At 61.5% G+C, this 19,965-nt stretch carries 19 protein-coding genes; 7 read left to right on the plus strand and 12 right to left on the minus strand.

The features are described from left to right. Positions 1–23: 23 nt before the first annotated feature. From HYPGJ_RS07145 to HYPGJ_RS07155, 3 genes are read left to right on the plus strand one after another with little or no spacing between them, the layout of a single operon-like run. On the plus strand, positions 24–428 hold the full coding sequence (locus HYPGJ_RS07145) for a 6-carboxytetrahydropterin synthase (RefSeq protein WP_046846491.1): 405 nt from the start codon (positions 24–26) through the stop codon (positions 426–428). Continuing rightward, the gene (locus HYPGJ_RS07150) at positions 421–1,467 is read left to right on the plus strand and encodes a glycosyltransferase family 4 protein (RefSeq protein ID WP_046846492.1); all 1,047 of its coding nucleotides are present in this window, start codon (positions 421–423) and stop codon (positions 1,465–1,467) included. The genes HYPGJ_RS07145 and HYPGJ_RS07150 overlap by 8 nt, the downstream gene beginning before the upstream one ends. Next, entirely contained in the window at positions 1,464–2,300 is an 837-nt protein-coding gene (locus HYPGJ_RS07155) for a class I SAM-dependent methyltransferase (protein ID WP_046846493.1), read from the plus strand. Before HYPGJ_RS07150 ends, HYPGJ_RS07155 begins: the two co-directional genes overlap by 4 nt. A gap of 17 nt (positions 2,301–2,317) precedes the next feature. Here HYPGJ_RS07155 and HYPGJ_RS07160 read toward each other — a convergent pair whose 3' ends face one another. Beyond that, positions 2,318–2,923 (minus strand): cytochrome b, encoded by a 606-nt coding sequence (locus HYPGJ_RS07160; RefSeq protein ID WP_046846494.1) that lies wholly within the window; start codon positions 2,921–2,923, stop codon positions 2,318–2,320. Positions 2,924–3,137: 214 nt separating this feature from the next. Between HYPGJ_RS07160 and HYPGJ_RS07165 the strand changes: the two genes are divergently transcribed. Then, positions 3,138–4,919 carry a glucan ABC transporter ATP-binding protein/ permease gene (locus tag HYPGJ_RS07165; protein WP_052750816.1) on the plus strand — a complete coding sequence of 594 codons (1,782 nt, stop codon included), beginning with the start codon at positions 3,138–3,140 and terminating at the stop codon, positions 4,917–4,919. Positions 4,920–4,947: 28 nt separating this feature from the next. On the opposite strand, the gene HYPGJ_RS07170 is transcribed toward HYPGJ_RS07165, so the two are convergent. The 5 genes from HYPGJ_RS07170 to HYPGJ_RS07190 all read right to left on the minus strand — a co-directional run bounded on the left by HYPGJ_RS07170 (position 4,948) and on the right by HYPGJ_RS07190 (position 13,787). Further along, on the minus strand, positions 4,948–6,255 hold the full coding sequence (locus tag HYPGJ_RS07170) for a cyclopropane-fatty-acyl-phospholipid synthase family protein (RefSeq protein ID WP_046846495.1): 1,308 nt from the start codon (positions 6,253–6,255) through the stop codon (positions 4,948–4,950). Between the two features lie 79 nt (positions 6,256–6,334). Next, complete coding sequence (locus HYPGJ_RS07175) at positions 6,335–7,639, minus strand: acetyl-CoA C-acetyltransferase (protein WP_046846779.1); 1,305 nt, start codon at positions 7,637–7,639, stop codon at positions 6,335–6,337. A gap of 53 nt (positions 7,640–7,692) precedes the next feature. Next, positions 7,693–9,708: a 3-hydroxyacyl-CoA dehydrogenase NAD-binding domain-containing protein gene (locus HYPGJ_RS07180; protein WP_046846496.1), complete on the minus strand. Its 2,016-nt coding sequence runs from the start codon at positions 9,706–9,708 to the stop codon at positions 7,693–7,695. Positions 9,709–9,716: 8 nt separating this feature from the next. Then, a complete protein-coding gene (locus HYPGJ_RS07185) occupies positions 9,717–12,218 on the minus strand; it encodes an acyl-CoA dehydrogenase (RefSeq protein ID WP_046846497.1) in 2,502 nt (833 codons plus the stop codon). Between the two features lie 255 nt (positions 12,219–12,473). Further along, complete coding sequence (locus HYPGJ_RS07190) at positions 12,474–13,787, minus strand: NAD(P)/FAD-dependent oxidoreductase (protein WP_046846498.1); 1,314 nt, start codon at positions 13,785–13,787, stop codon at positions 12,474–12,476. 157 nt (positions 13,788–13,944) lie between these two features. Between HYPGJ_RS07190 and HYPGJ_RS07195 the strand changes: the two genes are divergently transcribed. From HYPGJ_RS07195 to HYPGJ_RS07205, 3 genes are all read left to right on the plus strand, one after another. Then, positions 13,945–14,430: a thiosulfate oxidation carrier protein SoxY gene (locus HYPGJ_RS07195; RefSeq protein WP_046846499.1), complete on the plus strand. Its 486-nt coding sequence runs from the start codon at positions 13,945–13,947 to the stop codon at positions 14,428–14,430. Positions 14,431–14,440: 10 nt separating this feature from the next. Next, on the plus strand, positions 14,441–14,764 hold the full coding sequence (gene soxZ, locus HYPGJ_RS07200) for a thiosulfate oxidation carrier complex protein SoxZ (RefSeq protein ID WP_046846780.1): 324 nt from the start codon (positions 14,441–14,443) through the stop codon (positions 14,762–14,764). 85 nt (positions 14,765–14,849) lie between these two features. Further along, on the plus strand, positions 14,850–15,089 hold the full coding sequence (locus HYPGJ_RS07205) for a hypothetical protein (RefSeq protein ID WP_013215425.1): 240 nt from the start codon (positions 14,850–14,852) through the stop codon (positions 15,087–15,089). A gap of 21 nt (positions 15,090–15,110) precedes the next feature. Here HYPGJ_RS07205 and cimA read toward each other — a convergent pair whose 3' ends face one another. The 6 genes from cimA to HYPGJ_RS07235 all read right to left on the minus strand — a co-directional run bounded on the left by cimA (position 15,111) and on the right by HYPGJ_RS07235 (position 19,927). Beyond that, the gene (gene cimA / locus HYPGJ_RS07210) at positions 15,111–16,730 is read right to left on the minus strand and encodes a citramalate synthase (protein ID WP_046846500.1); all 1,620 of its coding nucleotides are present in this window, start codon (positions 16,728–16,730) and stop codon (positions 15,111–15,113) included. Continuing rightward, positions 16,727–17,242 (minus strand): GNAT family N-acetyltransferase, encoded by a 516-nt coding sequence (locus HYPGJ_RS07215; protein WP_046846501.1) that lies wholly within the window; start codon positions 17,240–17,242, stop codon positions 16,727–16,729. Before HYPGJ_RS07215 ends, cimA begins: the two co-directional genes overlap by 4 nt. Before the next feature lie 155 nt (positions 17,243–17,397). Further along, positions 17,398–18,039 carry a GTP cyclohydrolase II gene (locus HYPGJ_RS07220; RefSeq protein ID WP_013215422.1) on the minus strand — a complete coding sequence of 214 codons (642 nt, stop codon included), beginning with the start codon at positions 18,037–18,039 and terminating at the stop codon, positions 17,398–17,400. A 202-nt stretch (positions 18,040–18,241) separates the two neighbouring features. Beyond that, positions 18,242–18,679 carry a CoA-binding protein gene (locus HYPGJ_RS07225; protein ID WP_046846502.1) on the minus strand — a complete coding sequence of 146 codons (438 nt, stop codon included), beginning with the start codon at positions 18,677–18,679 and terminating at the stop codon, positions 18,242–18,244. Further along, a complete protein-coding gene (locus HYPGJ_RS07230) occupies positions 18,676–19,119 on the minus strand; it encodes a VOC family protein (RefSeq protein WP_046846503.1) in 444 nt (147 codons plus the stop codon). Before HYPGJ_RS07230 ends, HYPGJ_RS07225 begins: the two co-directional genes overlap by 4 nt. Next, entirely contained in the window at positions 19,112–19,927 is an 816-nt protein-coding gene (locus tag HYPGJ_RS07235) for an enoyl-CoA hydratase (RefSeq protein WP_046846504.1), read from the minus strand. The genes HYPGJ_RS07230 and HYPGJ_RS07235 overlap by 8 nt, the downstream gene beginning before the upstream one ends. Positions 19,928–19,965: the final 38 nt, after the last annotated feature.

Here is a 19,965-nt window from a genome sequence, read left to right on the forward strand (position 1 = left end):
TCAAAATGAAATGAGCCGTGCCGATGTTCTCCGTTGAAGTCCGTGATCGCATCATGATCGCCCACTCCCTGCCGGATCCGTTTTTCGGACCCGCTCAGAATTTGCACGGCGCAACCTATGTCGTCGACGTCGCGTTCTTCCGCGAGAAGCTGACGGCCGAGAACGTCGTTGTCGATATCGGGGCGGCCCTTCGCGTCCTCAACGAAACGCTGAAGCCTCTCGGTTATCAAAATCTTGACGCTTTACCTCAATTCAAAGGCCATCTGACGACGACTGAGTTCCTCTGCAAGTATGTCTTCGACCGTATGGCCGAAGCTGCTACGTCAGGGAAATTCGGGACCGAAGGACAACGGCTTTCGCGCATCCGTGTGACGCTCTCTGAAACGGATCTTGCACGAGCCAGCTACGAGGGGCCGATCAGTGGCTGATGTCGTCTTCGCGATACCCGGCGATCTGAAAAGTACGACCGGCGGCTACGCCTATGATCGGCGCGTGATCGAATTGCTGCCCGACTTCGGCGTTCGCGTGTCGGTTCTCCCGCTGGCCGATACGTTCCCCAATCCGAGCGCGACCGATCTCGCCGAAACGGCCCGCCTGCTGAAAGCCAAGCCGCGTGACGAAGTGCTCATGGTCGATGGCTTGGCCTTCGGAGCTTTTACGGACGACGTCCTCCAAGCGCTTTCGGGCCGCGTCGTCGCGCTCGTTCATCATCCGCTGTTCCTCGAAACCGGCCTGCCCCACAGCCGCAAAGTCGAAATCAAAGCGAGTGAAGAAATCGCGCTTCAGCACGCGAGCCACATCGTCGTCACGAGCCGCGTCACGAAACGTATCCTCGTCGACACGATGGGAATCTCGCAGGAGAAGATCACGATCGCCGAACCCGGAACCGATCCGGCTCAACGCGCCACGGGAACCGGCGCGCCGCTTCAGATCCTCGCCGTTGGAGCCGTACTGCCGCGCAAAGGCTATCACGTGCTCGTCGAGGCGCTGGCGCCGCTGAAGCACATCGACTGGCGATTAACAATCGCAGGCGCGCTCGATCGCCATCCCGACGCCGTTGCGATGGTGCAAAACGCAATCTCGTCGAACGGTCTCGAAGACCGCGTGACGCTCGCGGGTAAAGTCGTCCCGGCGACGCTCGACCGCTACTACGAAAGCGCCGATCTTTTCGTCTCGGCCTCGCTGTTCGAGGGCTACGGCATGGTGCTCGCGGAGGCGATGGCGCGTGGATTGCCGATGGTCATCGCGGCCGGTGGCGCGGCTGCCGAGACGGCGGGCGAGTCGTCCGCCCTTCATGTCGAAGCTGACAACGCCCCCGCTCTGACCATCGCGATCGAGCGAGCCCTCACCGACAAAAAACTGCGTGATCGTCTGGCGGACGCGGCATGGGAAGCCGGACGCACGTTACCGACCTGGCACGAGACGGCACGGCGCATCGCCGCCGTCATCCTGGGCCTTCGGCCGTGAGCGAATTCGCCCCCGAATGGCTCGACCTGCGCGAGCCCGCCGACCTGCGCGCACGATCGAGCGACGTCGCCAACGCCGTCAGCGCCCGCTTCGCCCTGCGCGACGACGTCAGCGTTCTCGATCTCGGATCGGGCACCGGTTCGAACCTTCGCGCCACCGCACCTCTCCTGCCCCACCGCCAAAGCTGGAAACTCGTCGATCATGACGCGGGTTTGCAGGAGGTCGCCAAGGCGCGGCTCGCCGCCTGGGCTGATGCAGCGCAATTCTCAGACGACGGCCTCCACTTGCGCAAGGATGGCCGGGAGATCGACGTCACATTCGTCGTTGCCGACTTGGCATCCGAGACGGCGCACCTCCTCGAACAGCCGTTGCACCTTGTCACGGCTTCCGCATTCTTCGATCTCACATCGCCAGACTATATCCGCGCCCTAGCAAAGACAGTGGCTGAACATCGGATCGCGTTCTACGCAACGCTCACCTACAACGGTCAGCGGCGCTGGTCCCCGCACCGGCCCGCCGACAACCAGATGGCGTCCGCCTTTCACCGCCATCAGTTGCGCGACAAAGGTCTCGGCCTCGCCGCTGGACCGATGGCGCCTGCGCATCTCGCGGATCAGTTCCGTCTCAACGACTATTCAGTGATCGAAGGCGACAGCGATTGGCGTCTGGAACGCAGCGATCGTATGCTGATCGAAGAACTCGTACGCGGCCACGCCGTCGCCGTTTCAGAGATCGGCGGCGTCGATGCCAAAACCATCGTCAATTGGATCAACGTTCCGCGAACGGGCGTCGTCGTCGGCCATACCGATACGTTCGCCGCACCGGCGTCCTGACCGTTGCAAGACCTCAATCAGGCATCGAGAGATCGTTTCGGCAACATCCGCTCAACGACGCGATCCTTGCGGAAAAACCGGTGATAGATCGCGGCCGCGATATGCAGCGACACGAGCAGAAGCAGCACGATCGCCGCCCTCTCGTGCCATTCGAAAACCTCTTTCGAGAGATCCTCGTTCTTCTCGGTTACCGCCGGCAAAGAAAAGCCGAAAACATCGAGGTAGCGGCCATAGGAAATTCCGCGATACCCGATGATGGGAACGGCAATCAGCAACGCATAAATCAACCAGTGCACGAGATGGCTGATGCCGGTCAGCGGCTTGGGCACCGACGGATCCGGCCGCGGCGCGCCGCGCGTCAGACGATAGGCGAGCCGGATCAGAACCAGGAAAAAGATCGTGAGCCCGATCACCTTGTGCCAGCTATAAAAGAAACCGGTGACGCCGTCGAACACGCCTTTAACGGCTTCGCCTTTGTCGTTCACCGCCGGCATTTCGTAGCCGCGGTAGGTCATGTAGAAGGCGATCGGAAACTGGATGAGGATCAGAAGCGCGATCAGCCAATGCAGGCCGCGCGCCGTCGGCGTGTACGTCGGAAGCTCATACTTCGGATCCTGGGCCATGACTTTCGAGCCTCCCAGACGCTGCCTGAACCTAGCATTGAGCAGACGCGCACGCCCGTCAAGGCGATCGCCATTCGCCCCTTTTCCCTGATGCTTATTCTCCGTGGAATGCTATAGAGCGGCCAGGGTCAACGGCAATTCAATCAGGCATGCACATGGGGGCTTCGGAAAGTCCTTCGGTCCGTCTCGGCTGCGGCGCTCCGGAGAAGCAGGCATGACGTCGAAGCCGCTGAACCTCTTCCAAATCTACATCCGCGCCCTGAAGCTGCTCGAGTCCGAAAAGTATCTCGCGATCGGCTTGGCACTCGCGAGCATATTCATCGCAGCCATCCAGCTTGCCGAGCCTATTCTGTTCGGACGCGTCGTCGACGCACTCAGCAAGGGCGAAAGCGCATTCGGCTATATCGGCCTGTGGGCCGTCCTCGGCCTGTTCGGCGTCATCGCCGGCGTGATCGTCAGCATCAATTCCGATCGCCTCGCCCATCGCCAGAAGAACGCGCATCTCGCCACCGTCTTCGAAAAGGCGATGGCCCTGCCGCAGAGCGTGCACGCGACGCGCGGCAGTGGCGCAACGATCCGAACCATTCTCGCCGGAACGACGGCCCTCTTCTGGCTCTGGCTCGGAGCCATGCGCGAACATTTCACAGCACTGTTCGGCATCATCCTGCTCGTTCCGACCGCGATCAGCATGGACGCGCGCATGGCAACGATCCTTGTTGCGCTGGCTGCCGCCTATACGCTGATGAACGTCCTCGTGATGCGCAAGACGACCTACGGGCAGGCCGCCGTCGAAGAGCATGAGACGGCACTCTCAGGCCGCGTCGTCGACGTGATCGGCAACGTCATGGTGGTGCAGAGCTACGCCCGACTGCAGGCCGAAGCGGAGGCTTTGCGCGGCCTGTCGCGTGAGCTGCTGACAGCACAATTTCCGGTCGTCACCTGGTGGGGCATCCTGACGGTCATGCAGCGTTCGGCGGCGACGCTGACGATGGTCGTGATCTTCGTCGCGGGCGCCGTTCTCGTCGGACGCGGCGAGCTGACGGTCGGCCAGATCGTGAGCTTCGTTGCCTTCGCAACGCTGCTGATCAGTCGCCTCGATCAGCTTTCAGCCTTCGTCGTGAAGGTTCATCAGCAGGCGCCGACCCTCACCTTGCTGTTCGAGCTGATGGACGAAAAGGCCAACAACGAGGACAAGCCCGGCGCCAAGCCCTTGGAGAACGTCGCAGGCGCCGTCGCCTTCGAGCACGTGAACTTCCGCTATGGCGGCAGCCCGCAGGGCATATCGGATGTGACGTTTGCCGCCAACGCCGGCGAGACGGTCGCCCTCGTCGGTCCGACCGGCTCCGGCAAGTCGACGACGATCGCCCTGCTCCAGCGTTTCCAGACGCCATCGTCGGGCCGCATCACCATCGACGGCCAGAACATCGCCGACGTCACGATACAGTCGCTGCGCCAAGCGATCTCCGTCGTCTTCCAGGACGCCGGGCTTTTCAATCGCACGATCGGTGAGAACATCCGCATCGGCAAACCGGACGCAACCGACGCCGAGGTCGAACGCGCCAGCAAACTCGCCGAAGCGCACGATTTCATCATGCGCAAGCCGGGTGGCTACGGCTTCATGATCGGCGAGCGTGGACTATCGCTCTCAGGCGGCGAACGCCAGCGCATCGCCATCGCGCGCGCGATTCTGAAAGACGCACCGATCCTGATCCTCGACGAAGCGACGAGCGCGCTCGATTCCGAAACCGAAGCCAAGATCAAACGCGCCCTCGACACACTCAGAACGGGACGCACGACGTTCGTGATCGCGCACCGCCTGTCGACCGTTGCCGATGCCGATGAAATCTTCGTCCTCGATCACGGCGAAATCGTCGAGCGCGGACGCTTCGACGACCTGGCGCAGGGGACGGGGCTGTTCGCGCGTCTCGTCGCGGAAGGCGGTTTCACGGTGCCGAAAACCACCGAAACCCCGCCCGACGCAAACGGCAAACGCTAAACGAATTCTACGCCGCGCGACCGCGCGCTCAGCGATACAAATCCGCGCGTGTCGGCGGCAGCGGCGGCGGACGCTTCGCCGTCTTCGACGCCAGTGTCTGATAAAGCCTGAGCGACCCGCGCGAGAACGCGAGACTGACGCCCGCGAGATACGCGACCCAGATCCGGTATTTCTCTTCGCCGACAAAGCCGATCGCTTCATCCTTGCGCGCCGTCAGGCGCTCGCACCAGAGCTGACACGTGCGCGCGTAATGCATCCGCCACGCTTCGACGTCGTGCACTTCGAAACCTGCGCGTTCCATCGCGTTGATCGTGTGCCCGATGTCGTCCAGCTCGCCGCCCGGAAAAATGTATTTCGCGATCGCTTTCTTCTCCGGCCGCGTCAGCCATTTCTTGGCGTTCTTCGGCGCACGATGCGAAATGGCGTGATTGAGGAACAGCCCGTCTTCGCTCAGAAGCGAGCGCACCTTGCTCATGTAGCCCGGAATGTTCTTGAGCCCTATATGCTCGTACATGCCGATCGACGCGATCTTGTCGTAGGTGCCGCTGATGTTCTGATAGTCGGCAAGCTCGAACGTGACGCGATCAGCGAGGCCGAGCTTATTCGCTTTCTCACGCGCGAACGAGAGTTGTTCCTCGGAGAGCGTGATGCCATGCGCGGTCACGCCGTAAGCTTGCGCAGCGTGGCAGAGAAGACCGCCCCATCCGGCTCCAATATCGAGCATCCGGTCGCCGGGCTTCAGCCGCAGCTTACGGCAGATCATCTCGAGCTTGTCGCGCTGCGCCTGTTCGACACCGTTCGACCAGTCCGTGTAATAGGCGCACGAATAGACCATCTCGGGATCGAGAAAGAGCGCGTAGAAGTCGTTCGATAGATCGTAGTGGAATTGAATGTAGTCCTTGTTGTCGGCAATCTTGCGATTGACGCCGGACTCGTCACCGCTGAAGCCGTGCGCATCGCGCGCATCCTTCTTCGCAAAGACAAACGGCAGCAGATTGCGTCCGACTTTGGCGATATCGCGACCTTTGACTTTCGGCGCCTTGTCGTTCTTCTGCAGATCACGTCCGAAATCGACCAGCGTGCCGCCCGAGAAGTCGATCCCCTTCTCAATGTACTGGCGAATGATCGTATCGAGACGCGGACTGCGAACCAGCGTGCCGATCACGCCCGGATCACTGATCGAGATTTCGAAATTCGAGGTCGGAGCTTTGCCGAGCGGCAGACGCGAACCGTCCCAAAGACGCGCCCAGGCGTTGAGATCGAAGCGATCGGCAACGTCGCGCACCAGCGCGCGCGCCGCTTCGAGTTGCCTGTCCTGACCTGTACCACCTGCCATGCGCACGCCCCTCAGCTTCACCTATTGCGAGGTGCATAGCTCATTCAGGATCGCGCGTCTCGCGTTGCGATTGCGTTATTCAGGCCGCAACGCTGGCTTCGATGGATTTCGGCGCTTCCAGAATCGCGGCGACGCCCATGCCGCCGGCTGTGCAGATCGAAATCAGGCCGCGACCGCCATTTATCGACAACAGTTTCGCGAGATTGGCGACGATGCGCGCACCGGTTGCGGCGAACGGATGACCGAACGCCAGAGAAGAGCCTTTGACATTGAGCTTGGCGCGATCGATCGAACCGAGCGGTGCGTCCTTGCCGAGGACCCTCTTGCAGTAATCGGCGTCTTCCCAGGCTTTCAGCGTACAGAGAACCTGGGCCGCGAAGGCTTCGTGAATTTCATAGAAATCGAAGTCCTGCAGCGTCAGCCCGGCACGGTCGAGCAGCTTCGACACCGCGATCGTCGGCGCCATCAGCAGACCGTCGCCGCCGACGAAATTGTTGGCGATGTGCTGTCCGTACGTGAGATAGGCGAGCACCGGCAGATTGTGCGCTTTCGCCCACTCTTCAGAGGCAAGAAGCACAGCCGACGCGCCATCGGTCATCGGCGTCGAGTTGCCTGCTGTCAAAGTTCCGCGTTCCGATTTCTCGAACGCAGGCTTCAGCGACGCAAGCTTATCGAGCGAAATGTCGGGACGAAGGTTGTTGTCGCGATAAACGCCCGCGCACGGCACGATCAAATCGTCCATGTAGCCTTCGTCGTAGGCGGCCGCGCCTTTCTTGTGACTCTCGAAGGCAAGCTCGTCCTGCGCGGCGCGCGGGATTTTCCATTCCTGTGCCATCAGCTCGCAATGCTGCCCCATCGAGAGGCCCGTGCGCGGCTCGGAAACTGCCGGCGGCTGCGGCGCAAGCTCGGACGGCGACAGCCCCTTGAAGACCCGAATCTTGTCGAGCGCTGTCTTGCTCTGACCAACCTGCACGAGGCGCTTTGAAAACTTCTTCGAGAAAACGATCGGCGCATCGGACGTCGTGTCCGATCCGACCGCAATCGCGCTTTCGATCTCGCCGGTTGCGATCTTGCCCGCCGACATCAGCGCCGATTGCAACGACGTTCCACACGCTTGGATCAGCGTGACACCCGGCGTCGATGGCGCAAGCTTCGATGAGAGCACAGCTTCGCGCGCCAGATTGAAATCGCGCGAATGCGTGACGACCGCGCCGCCAACGACTTCGTCGATGTGCTGGCCTTTGAGCCCGAACCGGTCGACGACACCGTTCAGCGCCGCTGCCATCATCTCGAGATTCGAGAGATCGGCATAAAGCGTGTTGGACCGGCAGAACGGGATACGGACACCGCCGATCACCGCAACGCGCCGAAGCTCTCGTGTCATATCGATCTCCAATGTTTCCCCTCTGCCCGTAAGAACGTGGAGAGAGAATAATCTTACTCCGCAGCGGCGCGCGACGTGATCGCAGGCTCCGTCTCGGGATGCGTTTTCTTGTAGTGCAACGGCCCGCCGCGGAACGGCGCAAAGCCCGTCCCGAAAATCATGCCCGCATCGACGAGATCGGCGCTCTCGACGACACCCTCGTCGAGCGTCTTCTGCGCTTCCGCGATCATCGGCTCGATCAACTCGCGCCCAAGCTTGTCGAGTTCGGTCTTCGAGAACTTGGCGTCCGACTTCACCGGCTTGCCGTCTTTCCAGACATAGAAACCTTCGCCCGTCTTCTTGCCGAGCCGGCCGGAGGCGACGAGACGGTCAAGCCGCGAGCCCTCGCTCGACTGACCGAGGATTTTCGCGACGTGTGCGCAGATATCGAGACCGACGTTGTCGGCAAGCTCGATCGGCCCCATCGGCATCCCGAAGGCGCGAACGGCTTCGTCGATCTTCTCCTTGTCCTCGCCCTCTTCGAGACGCTTCATCGCCGCGAACATGTAAGGCGTCAGAACCTTGTTGACCATGAAGCCCGGAACGTCCTTCGTGATCAGCGGGAACTTGTCGATAGCCGTGACGAACGTCGCGCCCTTCTTCACTTCCTCGTCGCGCGTTTTCGAGCCGCGCACGACTTCGACGAGCGGCATCTGCGGCACAGGTGAGAAGAAGTGCAGGCCGATCAGACGGCCAGGATCCTTCAGCGGCGCGGAAATATCTTCGAGCTTCAACGACGACGTGTTCGTCGCCAGCACCGCACCGGGCTTGATCTTTGTTTCGAGGTCCGCGAACAGCTTCTGCTTGATGTCGAGCCGCTCGACGATCGCCTCGATGATGACGTCGGCCCGCGCAACACCCTTGCCTTCGGGGTCGGCGATCAGACGCGTCTTGGCGGCATCGCGCGTCGCCTTCGTCTTGAACTTGCGCGCGAACAGCTTGCCTTGCGCCTTAATGCCCTTTTCAAGCTGCTCCGGCGAAATGTCCTGCAGCGTCACTTCCATGCCGGCGGCAACGCAAACGCCTGCGATATCGGCACCCATCGTGCCCGCGCCGATGACGTGAACGCGGGTCGGCCGCCATTTGAAGCCCTTCGGCGCTTGCGCCTTCAACAGCTCCGTCAGGCGGAACACACGGCGTAGATTGCGCGACGTCTCCGAAACCATCAACGGCGCGAACGCCGTCGTCTCGGCCTTTTTCATCTGATTGAGATCGCCGCCCTCTTTCTCGAAGAGATCGATCAGACGGAAGGGCGCGGGATAGTGATCTTCGCGAACCTTTTTGGCGGTCTCCTGACGCATCTTGCCCGCAAGGAAACCGCGCGCCGGCCATTTGGTGAGCAGCATCTTGGCGAGACCCGCCGACTGCGAACGCCGGTTCTGCAGCACAGCTTTCCGCGCAGCCCAATGCAGTTCGCCCGGACTGCCGACGAGCTGATCGATGAAGCCTTGCGCCTTCGCAACCGTCGCGCGGATCATGCCGCCGGTCAGCATTGCCTGCATGGCCGCCATCGGACCCGCCTGCTTGATCGAACGCGCAGTACCGTTGAAGCCAGGGAAAATGCCGAGCTTGACCTCAGGAAAGCCGATGCGCGTCGAGTCATCGCGCGTCGCGATCCGGTAATGGCAGGCGAGGATCAGCTCCAGCCCGCCGCCGACGCAGACGCCGTGGATGGCCGCGACCACCGGAACCGGCAGCTTCTCGATGCGATCCAGAAGTGCGTTGACCGGCTTCAGCGCGTTGACGACATCCTGCTCGTTCTGAAACGTCTCGAACTCGCGGATGTCGGCGCCGACGACGAAGCCGCGCTCCTTCCCCGAGATGATGACGAGGCCGCGAACGGTCTTCGCCCGCGCTTCCGCTTCGACGCGTTCGATGATGGCGTCGAGTTCCTCGATCGGCCGGCGGCCGAGCGAATTCGCGCTTTCGCCTTCCCGGTCGAACACCGCCCACGCGATGTTTTCGCCGTCGATTGAGAAGCGCCAATCCTTCAAGTGCGCTGCCTTCATGTCCGCCGTCGCTTCACTCATGGCACACCTCAAACTCCGAAACCGGCGATAGCTTTTTCCGAGGCCACTTTTTCAGACCCGCGAATATTATGGCCGAGGGTTGCGTAATTCGGCTTCACCTCGGCAGGATCGAAATGATCGACCGCGATGACGCGCGCGACGAGTTGCTCGACCTCGCGAAGTTGCTCGGCTTCCGCTGCCGTGATGACGCCCTTGTCGGCTGCTTCGGCGAACCAGTCGATGCCGTGATAGCGCCGAACGAGCCCGTCGCGAATGGCTTTCTCGAGCTTCTTTTCGATCGGCTCGGCTGCGATGACCTTCTCAAGCGTCACCTCGAGGATGCCCGTCGGATCGTTGACGTCGCGCGAAACGAAGATGTGGCGCGTCAGCCGGTCGCGAACCTCGCCGGGCTGCAGGACATGCCGCGCAACCTGATGACCAAGCACATCGGACGCCGGCTTGAAGCGCCGCCCGAGCGGAAACACCACGATGCGCATCAGCGGCCGCGCCCAGCGAACGGGGAAATTGTCGATGACGCCACCGAGCGCCTCCTGAAAGCGCCACAAGCCGTTCTGCGCTGCAAGCTCGACGACGAGCTCGTCGCCTGCCGGACGGCCGTCGTCCTGATACCGCTTCAGTGTCGCCGACAGCATGTAAAGCTCGGCCAGCGCATCCGCCATGCGCCCGGTTATCTTCTGCTTGATCTTCAGACCGCCGCCAAGCAAGGCCACGGTCAAATCGGCCACGAACGCATACGAACGGCTGGCACGTGCAAGCTGGCGATACCAGTGCGACATGCCGAGCGCATCGTCAGGCGACGAAACCAGCGCGCCGCCGGTGATGTTATGGACGAACGCTCCGGTCGCATTCGACAGCGAGAATGCGATGTGGCCGTTGAAGGCCGTCTCGAAGGCATCGAGCCCGCGCCGCTTGTCGGCATCCTGCGCCGCCTGCACTTCCTTGTAGAGAAACGGATGCGAGCGTAGCGCGCCCTGAGCAAACGTGATCAGCGTGCGCGTCAGAATGTTGGCGCCCTCGACGGTAATACCGACCGGAACCATCTGATATGCTGACTGGAGATAGTTCGACGGCCCATCGCAGATGCCGCGACCGCCATGAATGTCCATCGCGTCGTTGACCGCGCGGCGCATCTTCTCCGTCGTCTGATATTTCATAAGCGCCGAGATCACCGACGGTTTCTCTCCGCGAGAAACCATCGCGGCGGTCATCGCGCGGGCCGCTTCGTTGACATAGGCCGTCTCGATGATGCGGACCAGCGGCTCCTCGACGCCTTCCATGCGCGACACCGGCAAGCCGAACTGCTTTCTGATCCGCCCATAGGCCGACGTAACACGCAGCATCATTTTTGCGCCCGCCGTCGCCGAGGACGGCAGCGAAATCGCACGGCCCGCCGACAGGCATTCCATCAGCATGCGCCAGCCGTTGCCAACCATCGCCTGCCCGCCGATGACCCAGTCGATCGGGATGAAAACGTCGTTGCCCCAGTTCGGCCCGTTCGGGAACGCAGCACCCGACGGCAGATGCCGCCGCCCGATGTTGACGCCCGGATGATCGGCCGGAATGAGCGCCAGCGTAATACCGACGTCCTCGCCTTTGCCGAGCAGGTTGTCCTTGTCGAACAGACGGAACGCGAGGCCGACGAGCGTCGCGTTCGGCCCGAGCGTGATGTAGCGCTTTTCCCAGGACAAACGGATGCCGAGCGTTTCCTTACCTTCATGCGTGCCGCGCGTGACATGGCCGATGTCGCGCATCGTGGCGGCATCCGAACCCGACGTCGGACCTGTCAGCGAGAAGCACGGAACTTCCTCGCCCTTCGCGAGACGCGGCAGATAATAATGCTTCTGTTCGTCGGTGCCGTATTTCTCGATGAGTTCGCCCGGCCCGAGCGAGTTCGGCACCATGACGATCGTCACGACATCGGGCGACCGCGACGCGATCTTGCCGAGAATGAGCGACTGCGCCTGAGCCGAAAAACCGAGGCCGCCATGCTCCTTCGAAATCAGCATTCCGAGGAAGCCGTGGTGTTTAACGAAGCTCCAGATCTCCTCCGGGATCTCACGCAACGAATGGCGAACCTGCCAGTCGCTGATCATCCGGCACAGCTCTTCCGTCGGGCCATCGAGGAACGCGCGCTCTTCCGCCGAAAGCTCGATCGGAGGAATGGATTGCAGCTTGCTCCAGTCTGGCGTGCCGGAAAACAATTCCGCATCGAACCCGACCGTTCCGGCCTCAAGCGCCTGCGCCTCGGTGTCGGAGACCTTTGGTAGAATTTTTCGTACCGTCGCAAAGATTGGCGCGACGATGAAGCGGCGGCGCAGAGCCGGGATCGACAGCAGCGCGAGCCCCACGAATGGAAGCCATGCGAGCCACGCCAGCGCGCTCGTGCAATTGTAGGTGGCCAGAAGCGTTAGAAGTCCGACAGCCGCCGCCCAGCCCCAAAGCGGTGCACGGATCATTCCGAGCAGGAGAAATCCGCCGAGGGCCAAAATCAACAGAACAACGGCCGCCATTTCGAGGTCTCCACTTGGAACCGCGGCGCACTTCGAAGCGGCTCCGACGGATACGCGAGTATCGTAAGCTGACGTGTACGCCAGCTTAACGATGCGGCCTGCCCCGGCCGCACCAAGTTGTATTTAAACACATTTGTGCGACAGCGGCTAATCCGGCATCGCGCCCGATTTTGGCAAAACTTCCGGCATCGATCCCCAGCCTAAATTTTACGAAGCCCCGATGCCACGGCACCTCAACGTTACGGCGCCGTAATACTACGGACCCGCCATTTGCGGAGTTTCTCCGAAGAGATCGGCAACGACCGTCTGATACCAGTCCTGGCTTTCCTGGTTGGTTTCAAGCCGCACCGCCGGACTGTCGTCAGGCTGCGAAATGAACTCATTCTCGCCCTTTAGGAATGGCTTGCCGTTTTTTTCACCAGGGGAGTAATCACCGCCGATCTTGGCGCTGTCGCCCGGCGCGACCATCGACCAGCACGTATTGCGGTATCGCCCGACCGTCCGCGGCTTGCCCGCAAGATCTGCGATGATATCGGCAGCGACGACGCCGGCCTGGCTCACAGCGGAATACGCCGATTTCGGCATGTCCGCCGCGATCGCCGCATCGCCGATCACGTAGACGTCCCGGGCCTTGGTCGACGAAAAGTTCTGCGGATTGATCGGGCACCAGTCCCCTTCCGTCAACCCGGCGCTCGCGGCGATGGAGCCCGCCTTCTGCGCCGGAATGATATTGGCGACAACGGCGCGCTCCGTTTGGCCCGACTTGGTCGTCACTTCGCCCGTCTGCGGGTTGACCTTGACGACCGAATAGTCGTCGATCTCGTTCGTCAGGTTGATCTCGACGATATCCTTGTAGAATTCCATGAACGCCTGCTCGAACACGGCCTGCTTGGAATAATACCGCTTCGCATCGAACAGGATGATCTTCGACTTCGGCTTCGTCGTCTTGAGGAAATGCGCGATCATGCAGGCGCGCTCATAAGGCCCCGGCGGGCAGCGGTAAGGATTGGGCGGCGACGACATCACCACCAGGCCGCCATCGGGCAGCGCCAACAGCTTTTCCTTCAGGATCCACGTCTGCTCGCCGCCCTGCCATGCGTGCGGCATGATTTTCGCAGCCTCGGGCGAATAGCCTTCGATGCTGTCGAATTTGATATCGATGCCCGGCGCAACCACCAGCCTGTCGTAGCTGAGCGGTGAGGCGCCACGCGCCAGCGTCACCGTTTTCGCCGTCGTATCGATGGCCGTCGCCGCGTCGGTGACGACGGTGATGCCACGCTTCCGGACGCCCTCGTAGTCAAAGGTGATCGAACGGAACGAACGGAAACCTCCGATATAGAGGTTCGAGTAAAAACACGTGGTGTATTTTTCCTTGGGCTCGACGAGGGTGATGGCGAGGTCGGGAGCTGCGGTCCTGAGCCGGTTGGCAACCGCCGCGCCGCCCGGCCCGCCTCCGATAATCACGATCTTCGCAGGCCCGGCCGCCAAGGCCGGTCGCGACAGTCCGGAGCTTGCCGCAACCGCGCCCGCCGCCATCAGCGAAAATTCGCGACGCGTCACCTTGGTCATCTTGCAACCTCTTTCTCGATTTCGTCGCGCGAGTGCGGATTAACCGGCAGAATTTTCACCGCGATTTAGGCAGGAAGGCAATCGCATGTAACTGGAATTTCAGAAGGCAGGCATCTTATATATCGGTAACCAGACGTTTCTTCAAAAAGCGGCAGCAATGCGAGACCAAGCCAGAATAACGCAATTCGATCGCCGGCAATTTCTGCTGTCGGCGACGGCCGCTGCCGGACTTCTCCCGCTGATTACAAAAGCTGCGCATGGCGAAACGGCTCTCGAGCGCAGCCGGCAATTCGAAGAAACCTTCGCGAAGCTCACGCACGGCGTAACACCGGTCTCAGAAAAGATCACCGTCGACCTTCCCGAGCTTGCCGACAACGGCAATTTCGTACCCATCACGATGACGGTCGCGAGCCCCATGACGGATGCGGATTACGTCAAGACCATTCATATAGTTTCGACCGCCAACCCCGTGGCACTTGTCGCGACATTTTATTTGTCGCCGGTGAACGCGGTTGCACGCGTCCAAAGCCGGATGCGTCTGGCAAAAACGCAGGACGTCATCGTGCTCGCCGAGCTATCGAGCGGCGAAATGCTGCTGTCGACGACGAAGGTTGGGGTCACCATCGGTGGCTGTGGAGATTGAGAGCAAAATCATGGCCGCAAACCCGCGCATCAAACTCCCCGAGAGCGCCAAGATCGGCGAAATCATTGAGGTGAAATCGCTGATCACGCACATCATGGAAACCGGCAACCGTCACGACAAGTACGGCAAGCTGATCCCGCGCGACATCATCAACCTGTTCGTCGCAAAATACGCCGGACAGGAAGTGTTTCGCGCTGAATTCGGCACCGGCATTTCCGCCAATCCCTTCGTCGCCTTCCAGATGCGCGTGCCGGGACCGGGCACGTTCGAGTTTTCATGGACCGACGATCATGGCGTCACGACGGTGGCGACCGCGCCGCTAGCGCTCACATAAGCGAGGCGTTAAATCCTGCCCGATCTTGTCAGCAAAAGAACAATGCTCGCGCAAGAACCCGCGTAAACTCACAGAAGGACCTCGCATGCGCAGAGCCGTTCGCACGATTCTGATCGTTATAGTCGCCGGAGCGATCTTCTTCGGGCAGCACTGGTATTCATACGTGACGAACAAGACGACTCCCTACGACGAAAGCGGCATCGAGTTGAACAGCATGATGCCCGCGCCGATCCGAAAATGGGGCTGCGATAAGCTGCACGCGACGTTCGCCAACGCGCTGCCTCCGAAGGGATGCCAGGCAGAAGACGGCAGAAGCTGGATGTAGAAAGGAGCGCCGACGGCGACATCAGGCGGCGCGCGCGTCGTCTTTCAGCAGCTTATAATTGATGCTGTCCAGAAGCGCCTCGAAGCTCGCATCGATGATGTTCGTGGACACGCCGACCGTCGTCCAGCGCTCACCAGTTTCAGTGTCGTGGCTTTCGACGAGCACGCGCGTCACCGCATCCGTGCCGCCACTCTGCGTTTGCGTCAGGATGCGAACCTTGTAGTCGACGAGTTCGACGTGATCGATGTGCTTCTGGTAGCGGCCTAGATCGCTGCGCAACGCCTTGTCGAGGGCGTTGACCGGACCATTGCCCTCGCCGACGGAAACCAGCGGATCGCGTTCGCCCGCGATCGACACCGTGACGACCGCCTGAGCATGCGTGCCGCTGCCGTTCAGAGCCCGGTTGCGTTCGACGGTCACGCGGAATGAGTCGACGGAAAAGAACCGCGGCACGCTGGCCAGCGAACGCCGCGCCAGCAGTTCGAACGAAGCTTCCGCAGCCTCGTAGGAATAGCCCTGGTCCTCGCGCGCCTTGATCTCATCGAGCAGCGCCTGCACGCGCGCATCTTCCTTGTCGGACGGCAATCCAAAGCGCTCGAGCGCGGCCGTGAGCGACGACCGCCCGCCCTGCTTCGACACCAGGATGCGCCGTTCGTTGCCGACGCTTTCAGGCGGCACGTGCTCGTACGTTTCGGGCGCCTTGATCAACGCCGATGCATGAATTCCGGCCTTCGTCGCGAACGCGCTTTCGCCGACGTAAGGCGCATGCCGGTCCGGCGCCTCGTTCAGAACTTCATCGAGCACGCGGCTAGCGTGCGTCAGTGTCCGAAGCTTCTCGGGCGTGACGCTGGTCGCGAAGGCATCGGCGAACTCGCTCTTCAGCAGCAGCGTCGGAATGATCGAGGTCAGATTAGCGTTGCCGCAGCGCTCGCCGAGACCGTTGAGCGTTCCCTGGATCTGTCGGCATCCGGCGCGCACCGCCATCAGCGTGTTGGCGACGGCGTTCTCCGTATCGTTGTGCGTATGAATGCCGAGGTTCGCGCCCGGCACGTGCTTCGCGACGTCACTGACGATGCGCTCGATTTCGTGGGGCAGCGTTCCCCCATTCGTGTCGCAGAGAACGACCCAGCGCGCGCCCGCGTCAAAGGCGGTTCTCGCGACGGCAAGCGCGTACTCGCGGTTGCTTTTGTAGCCGTCGAAAAAATGCTCGCAGTCGATCATCGCCTCGCGCTGCGTCTCGACGACGGCGCGGACCGACTGCTTGACGGAGTCGAGATTTTCTTCCTTCGATATCCCGAGCGCAACGCGCACCTGATAGTCGGACGACTTCGCGACGAGACAGATGCTGTCGGCCGCCGATTGCAGGATCGCCTGCAATCCCGGATCGTTCGACACAGAACGACCGGCCCGCTTGGTCATTCCGAATGCCGTAAAGCGCGCCGATTTCAGGTCCGGCCGCGACGTAAAAAGCTCGGTATCGGTCGCGTTCGCGCCGGGGTAGCCGCCCTCGATGTAATCGACCCCGAGGTCATCGAGCACGCGCATCAAACGCCGCTTATCCTCGAGCGAAAAATCGACGCCCGTCGTCTGCGCACCGTCGCGCAGTGTCGTGTCGAAAAGATAGAGGCGCTCTTTGCTCATGACGGTTTGGCCGAAGTCTCTGCTTTCGCTTTCGCGTCTTTGAGCGGCTTTATCATGGTCGTGTTCGAAAGCCATTGATCATCGCGCGGCACCGAGTTGCGCTGCACCGCCGCATAGCCCCGGCCTTCGAAGAACGGCATCGCCGTATCGCTGGCGTCGACCGTTACGGCTTCGGCGCCGCGTGCTCCGGCGATCTTTTCGAGAGCATCTGCGATCGCACTTCCGACGCCTTCGCCCGCGAAGTCCGGATGCACATAAAGCATATCAATCGTTTTATTGTCCTTAAGGGACCCAAAGCCGAGGTACTCGCCTTCGACCTGAACGATGAGCGTCAGCGTCCCGCCGAGCCGCGCGCGGAACGCATCCGCATCCGCGGCACTCGCCGCCCACGCAAGGCGCTGGTCCTCGTCGTAGTCGTCGGCCGTCAACTCTTCGATGCTTTGGGCGAAGAGATCGCGCAAAGCCATCGTATCGGCGGGCAGGAACGGACGAAGCGGAAACTCATTGGACATAGAATAATCAATCGCGCAGGCGGCCGGACGCTCCGGCCTGGAACTTTCTCATTGATTGCGGCACCCGGCCTATCGCCATGAGGCTCGCGACGCAACCCCTCCGCAAGCTCAGGGAGACGCGCAAAATCGTCCGAAGGTGGCTGCCGCACGAGCGCTTAAAGCTTATGCGCCATGCGGGCGCGCTTCGTTTCCAGATAGCGCTTGTTGAACTTGTTCGGCTTGATGACCAGCGGCAGGCGCTCTGCAACGCGAATGCCGTGCGCTTTCAGCGCCTGTTCCTTCGCCGGATTGTTCGACAGCAGCTTGATCTCGGGCATTCCGAGATCCTGCAGCACCCGCGCCGCAAGGCTGTAATCGCGACTGTCGATCGGCGCTCCGACCTCGATGTTGGCCTCGACCGTATCGAGACCCTGATCCTGCAGGGCGTAGGCCTGGATCTTTTTGAACAGGCCGATACCGCGACCCTCGTGATACGGCGCGTACACGATGACGCCGAGCGGAACCTCGGTAATGGCTTTCAACGCGGCCTGGAGTTGCTGATAGCAGTCGCAACGGAGCGAATGGAAAATGTCGCCCGTCACGCAGCCGGAGTGAATGCGCACGACCGGGATCGCAGCCGAACCATTCGCAACGTCCGGATCGCGATGGACGAGAACGACCATCTGCTCCGCGTCCGTTTCGCCCTGATAGGCATGGGCCTCGAGCGTGATTTCGCGCCCTTGAAATTCGATCGGAAGGATAGTCTCCACCGACCAGTCTGCTGGCAGTTTTACGGACGTCAAGGCACCCGACTTCATCGTTAAATCGCTCCGGGGTTTCTCCCCGAGCATATGCTCCATTGCCCGAGGGAAAGCAAAGCCTGACCGCCGGGTCATCCCGTTTACCGGGAAACCACCGCTGCTGCCAGACATGGGTTGAAAAGCATAAATGGCGACGGCATCGAATGAAAGCATATCGTCAGGATGCCGCAGGCAAACCCGCAAAAATACGGGTCCAGGCTTAACTTCGCGCAAGCCGAGAGAGCTCGATCTTCGGACAGCGATCCATGACGACGGTGAAACCTGCCGCACGCGCTTCGGCGGCCGCCGCCTCGTTGATCACGCCGAGCTGCATCCAGATGACCGTCGCACCGAGCCTGTCCTTGACCGCGATCGCGTCCTGCACGACCTGCAGCACTTCGCTCGGCGCGCGGAAAATATCGATGACATCGACCGGCGGCGGAACGTCGGCGAGGCGCGCATAAACCTCTTGCCCGTGAATGGTCTTGCCTGCGACGCCGGGATTGACCGGCGCGACCGCGTATCCCTCACGAATAAGAAAACTCATCACGCCGTTGCTCGGACGCTCGGGGTTTGCGCTCGCGCCGACGACCGCAAATGTTTTCACGCGCGCAAGAATGGCGCGGATGTCGGCATCGCTCAGCCCGTCGATACTCATGCCGCGCGCTCGGGAAGCGTTGGACGACCATCCCCGTCGAGCGGCATGAAAGGGTTGTATGCCACCTCCCAGAGGTGACCATCGGGATCGGAGAAATATCCGGAGTACCCGCCCCAGAATACTTTCTGACCGGGCTTCAAGAGGTTCGCGCCCACTGCGACGGCCTCACGAAGCGTTCGATCGACGTCACCTTCCGAATTGACGTTGTGCGCTAATGCAAAGCCGGAAAATCCCGATCCATCCGCCGGAACCGAAGCATCTTCAGCAAGCGCGTCGCGGCCGAAGAGGGCGAGAACGATGCCGCCCGCATCAAAAAACGTCACGCTCGGCTGACTCGCCGACGAAGCCTTGAACCCCAGCGCCTCATAGAATTTGCGCGAGCGGCTGATATCTCGAACACCGAGGGTGATGAATGTGACCCGCGGTTCCAAGTCAGGCATCCTTCCAATCGGGCGCGCGCTTTTCGATGAAGGCGCAGATCCCTTCGGCGGCATCGAGCTTCATCATGTTCTCGACCATGACTTCGCTGGCAAAGGCGTAGGCATCGCCGAGCGGCATATCGGCTTGCCGATAGAAGGCCGCCTTACCGATTGCGACCGTCGCCTTCGATTTCGCAGCGATCGCACGCGCCATCCCGATGGCTTCCGAGCGCACGTCTCCGGCAGGCGTCACCCGGTTTACGAGGCCATAGCTCACCGCATCGGCAGCCGAGAGTGCTTCCCCGAGCAGCAGCATTTCCATTGCTCGTTTGCGCGGGACGTTACGCGAGAGCGCGACCATCGGCGTCGAACAGAAAAGACCGATGTTGACGCCCGGAGTCGCGAAATCGGCGGCTTCCGACGCGACGGCCAGATCGCACGTGGCAACCAATTGACACCCGGCGGCCGTGGCGCGGCCTTCGACAGCCGCGATGACCGGCTTCGGGCACGCGACGATCGCCAGCATCATGGCGGAGCACGCCTGCATCGTATCGCGGAAGAACGCCAGCCCGCCGTCCGCGTCGGAGCGATGCGCGGTCAGCTCTTTTAGATCGTGACCCGAGGAAAACACCTTGCCGTTGGCCGCCAGCACGATCGCGGCGATCTTCGGATCGTTGCCCAGGCGCTCGATCTCGCGATGGACGGCCGCGATCAGCTCGCGCGACAGCGCATTTCGCGCGTGCGGCCGGTTGAGTGTCAGAAGGGCGACGCCCGGTTCCGCCTCTTCGACGAGCAAAAGCGGGGCAGCATCAGGCACACTATCTTGCATAGCGGATTGTTATCGCCTGACGCCGCACCTCGCAAGCG

The organism is Hyphomicrobium sp. GJ21 (assembly GCF_001006785.1).
Lineage (GTDB): Bacteria > Pseudomonadota > Alphaproteobacteria > Rhizobiales > Hyphomicrobiaceae > Hyphomicrobium_B.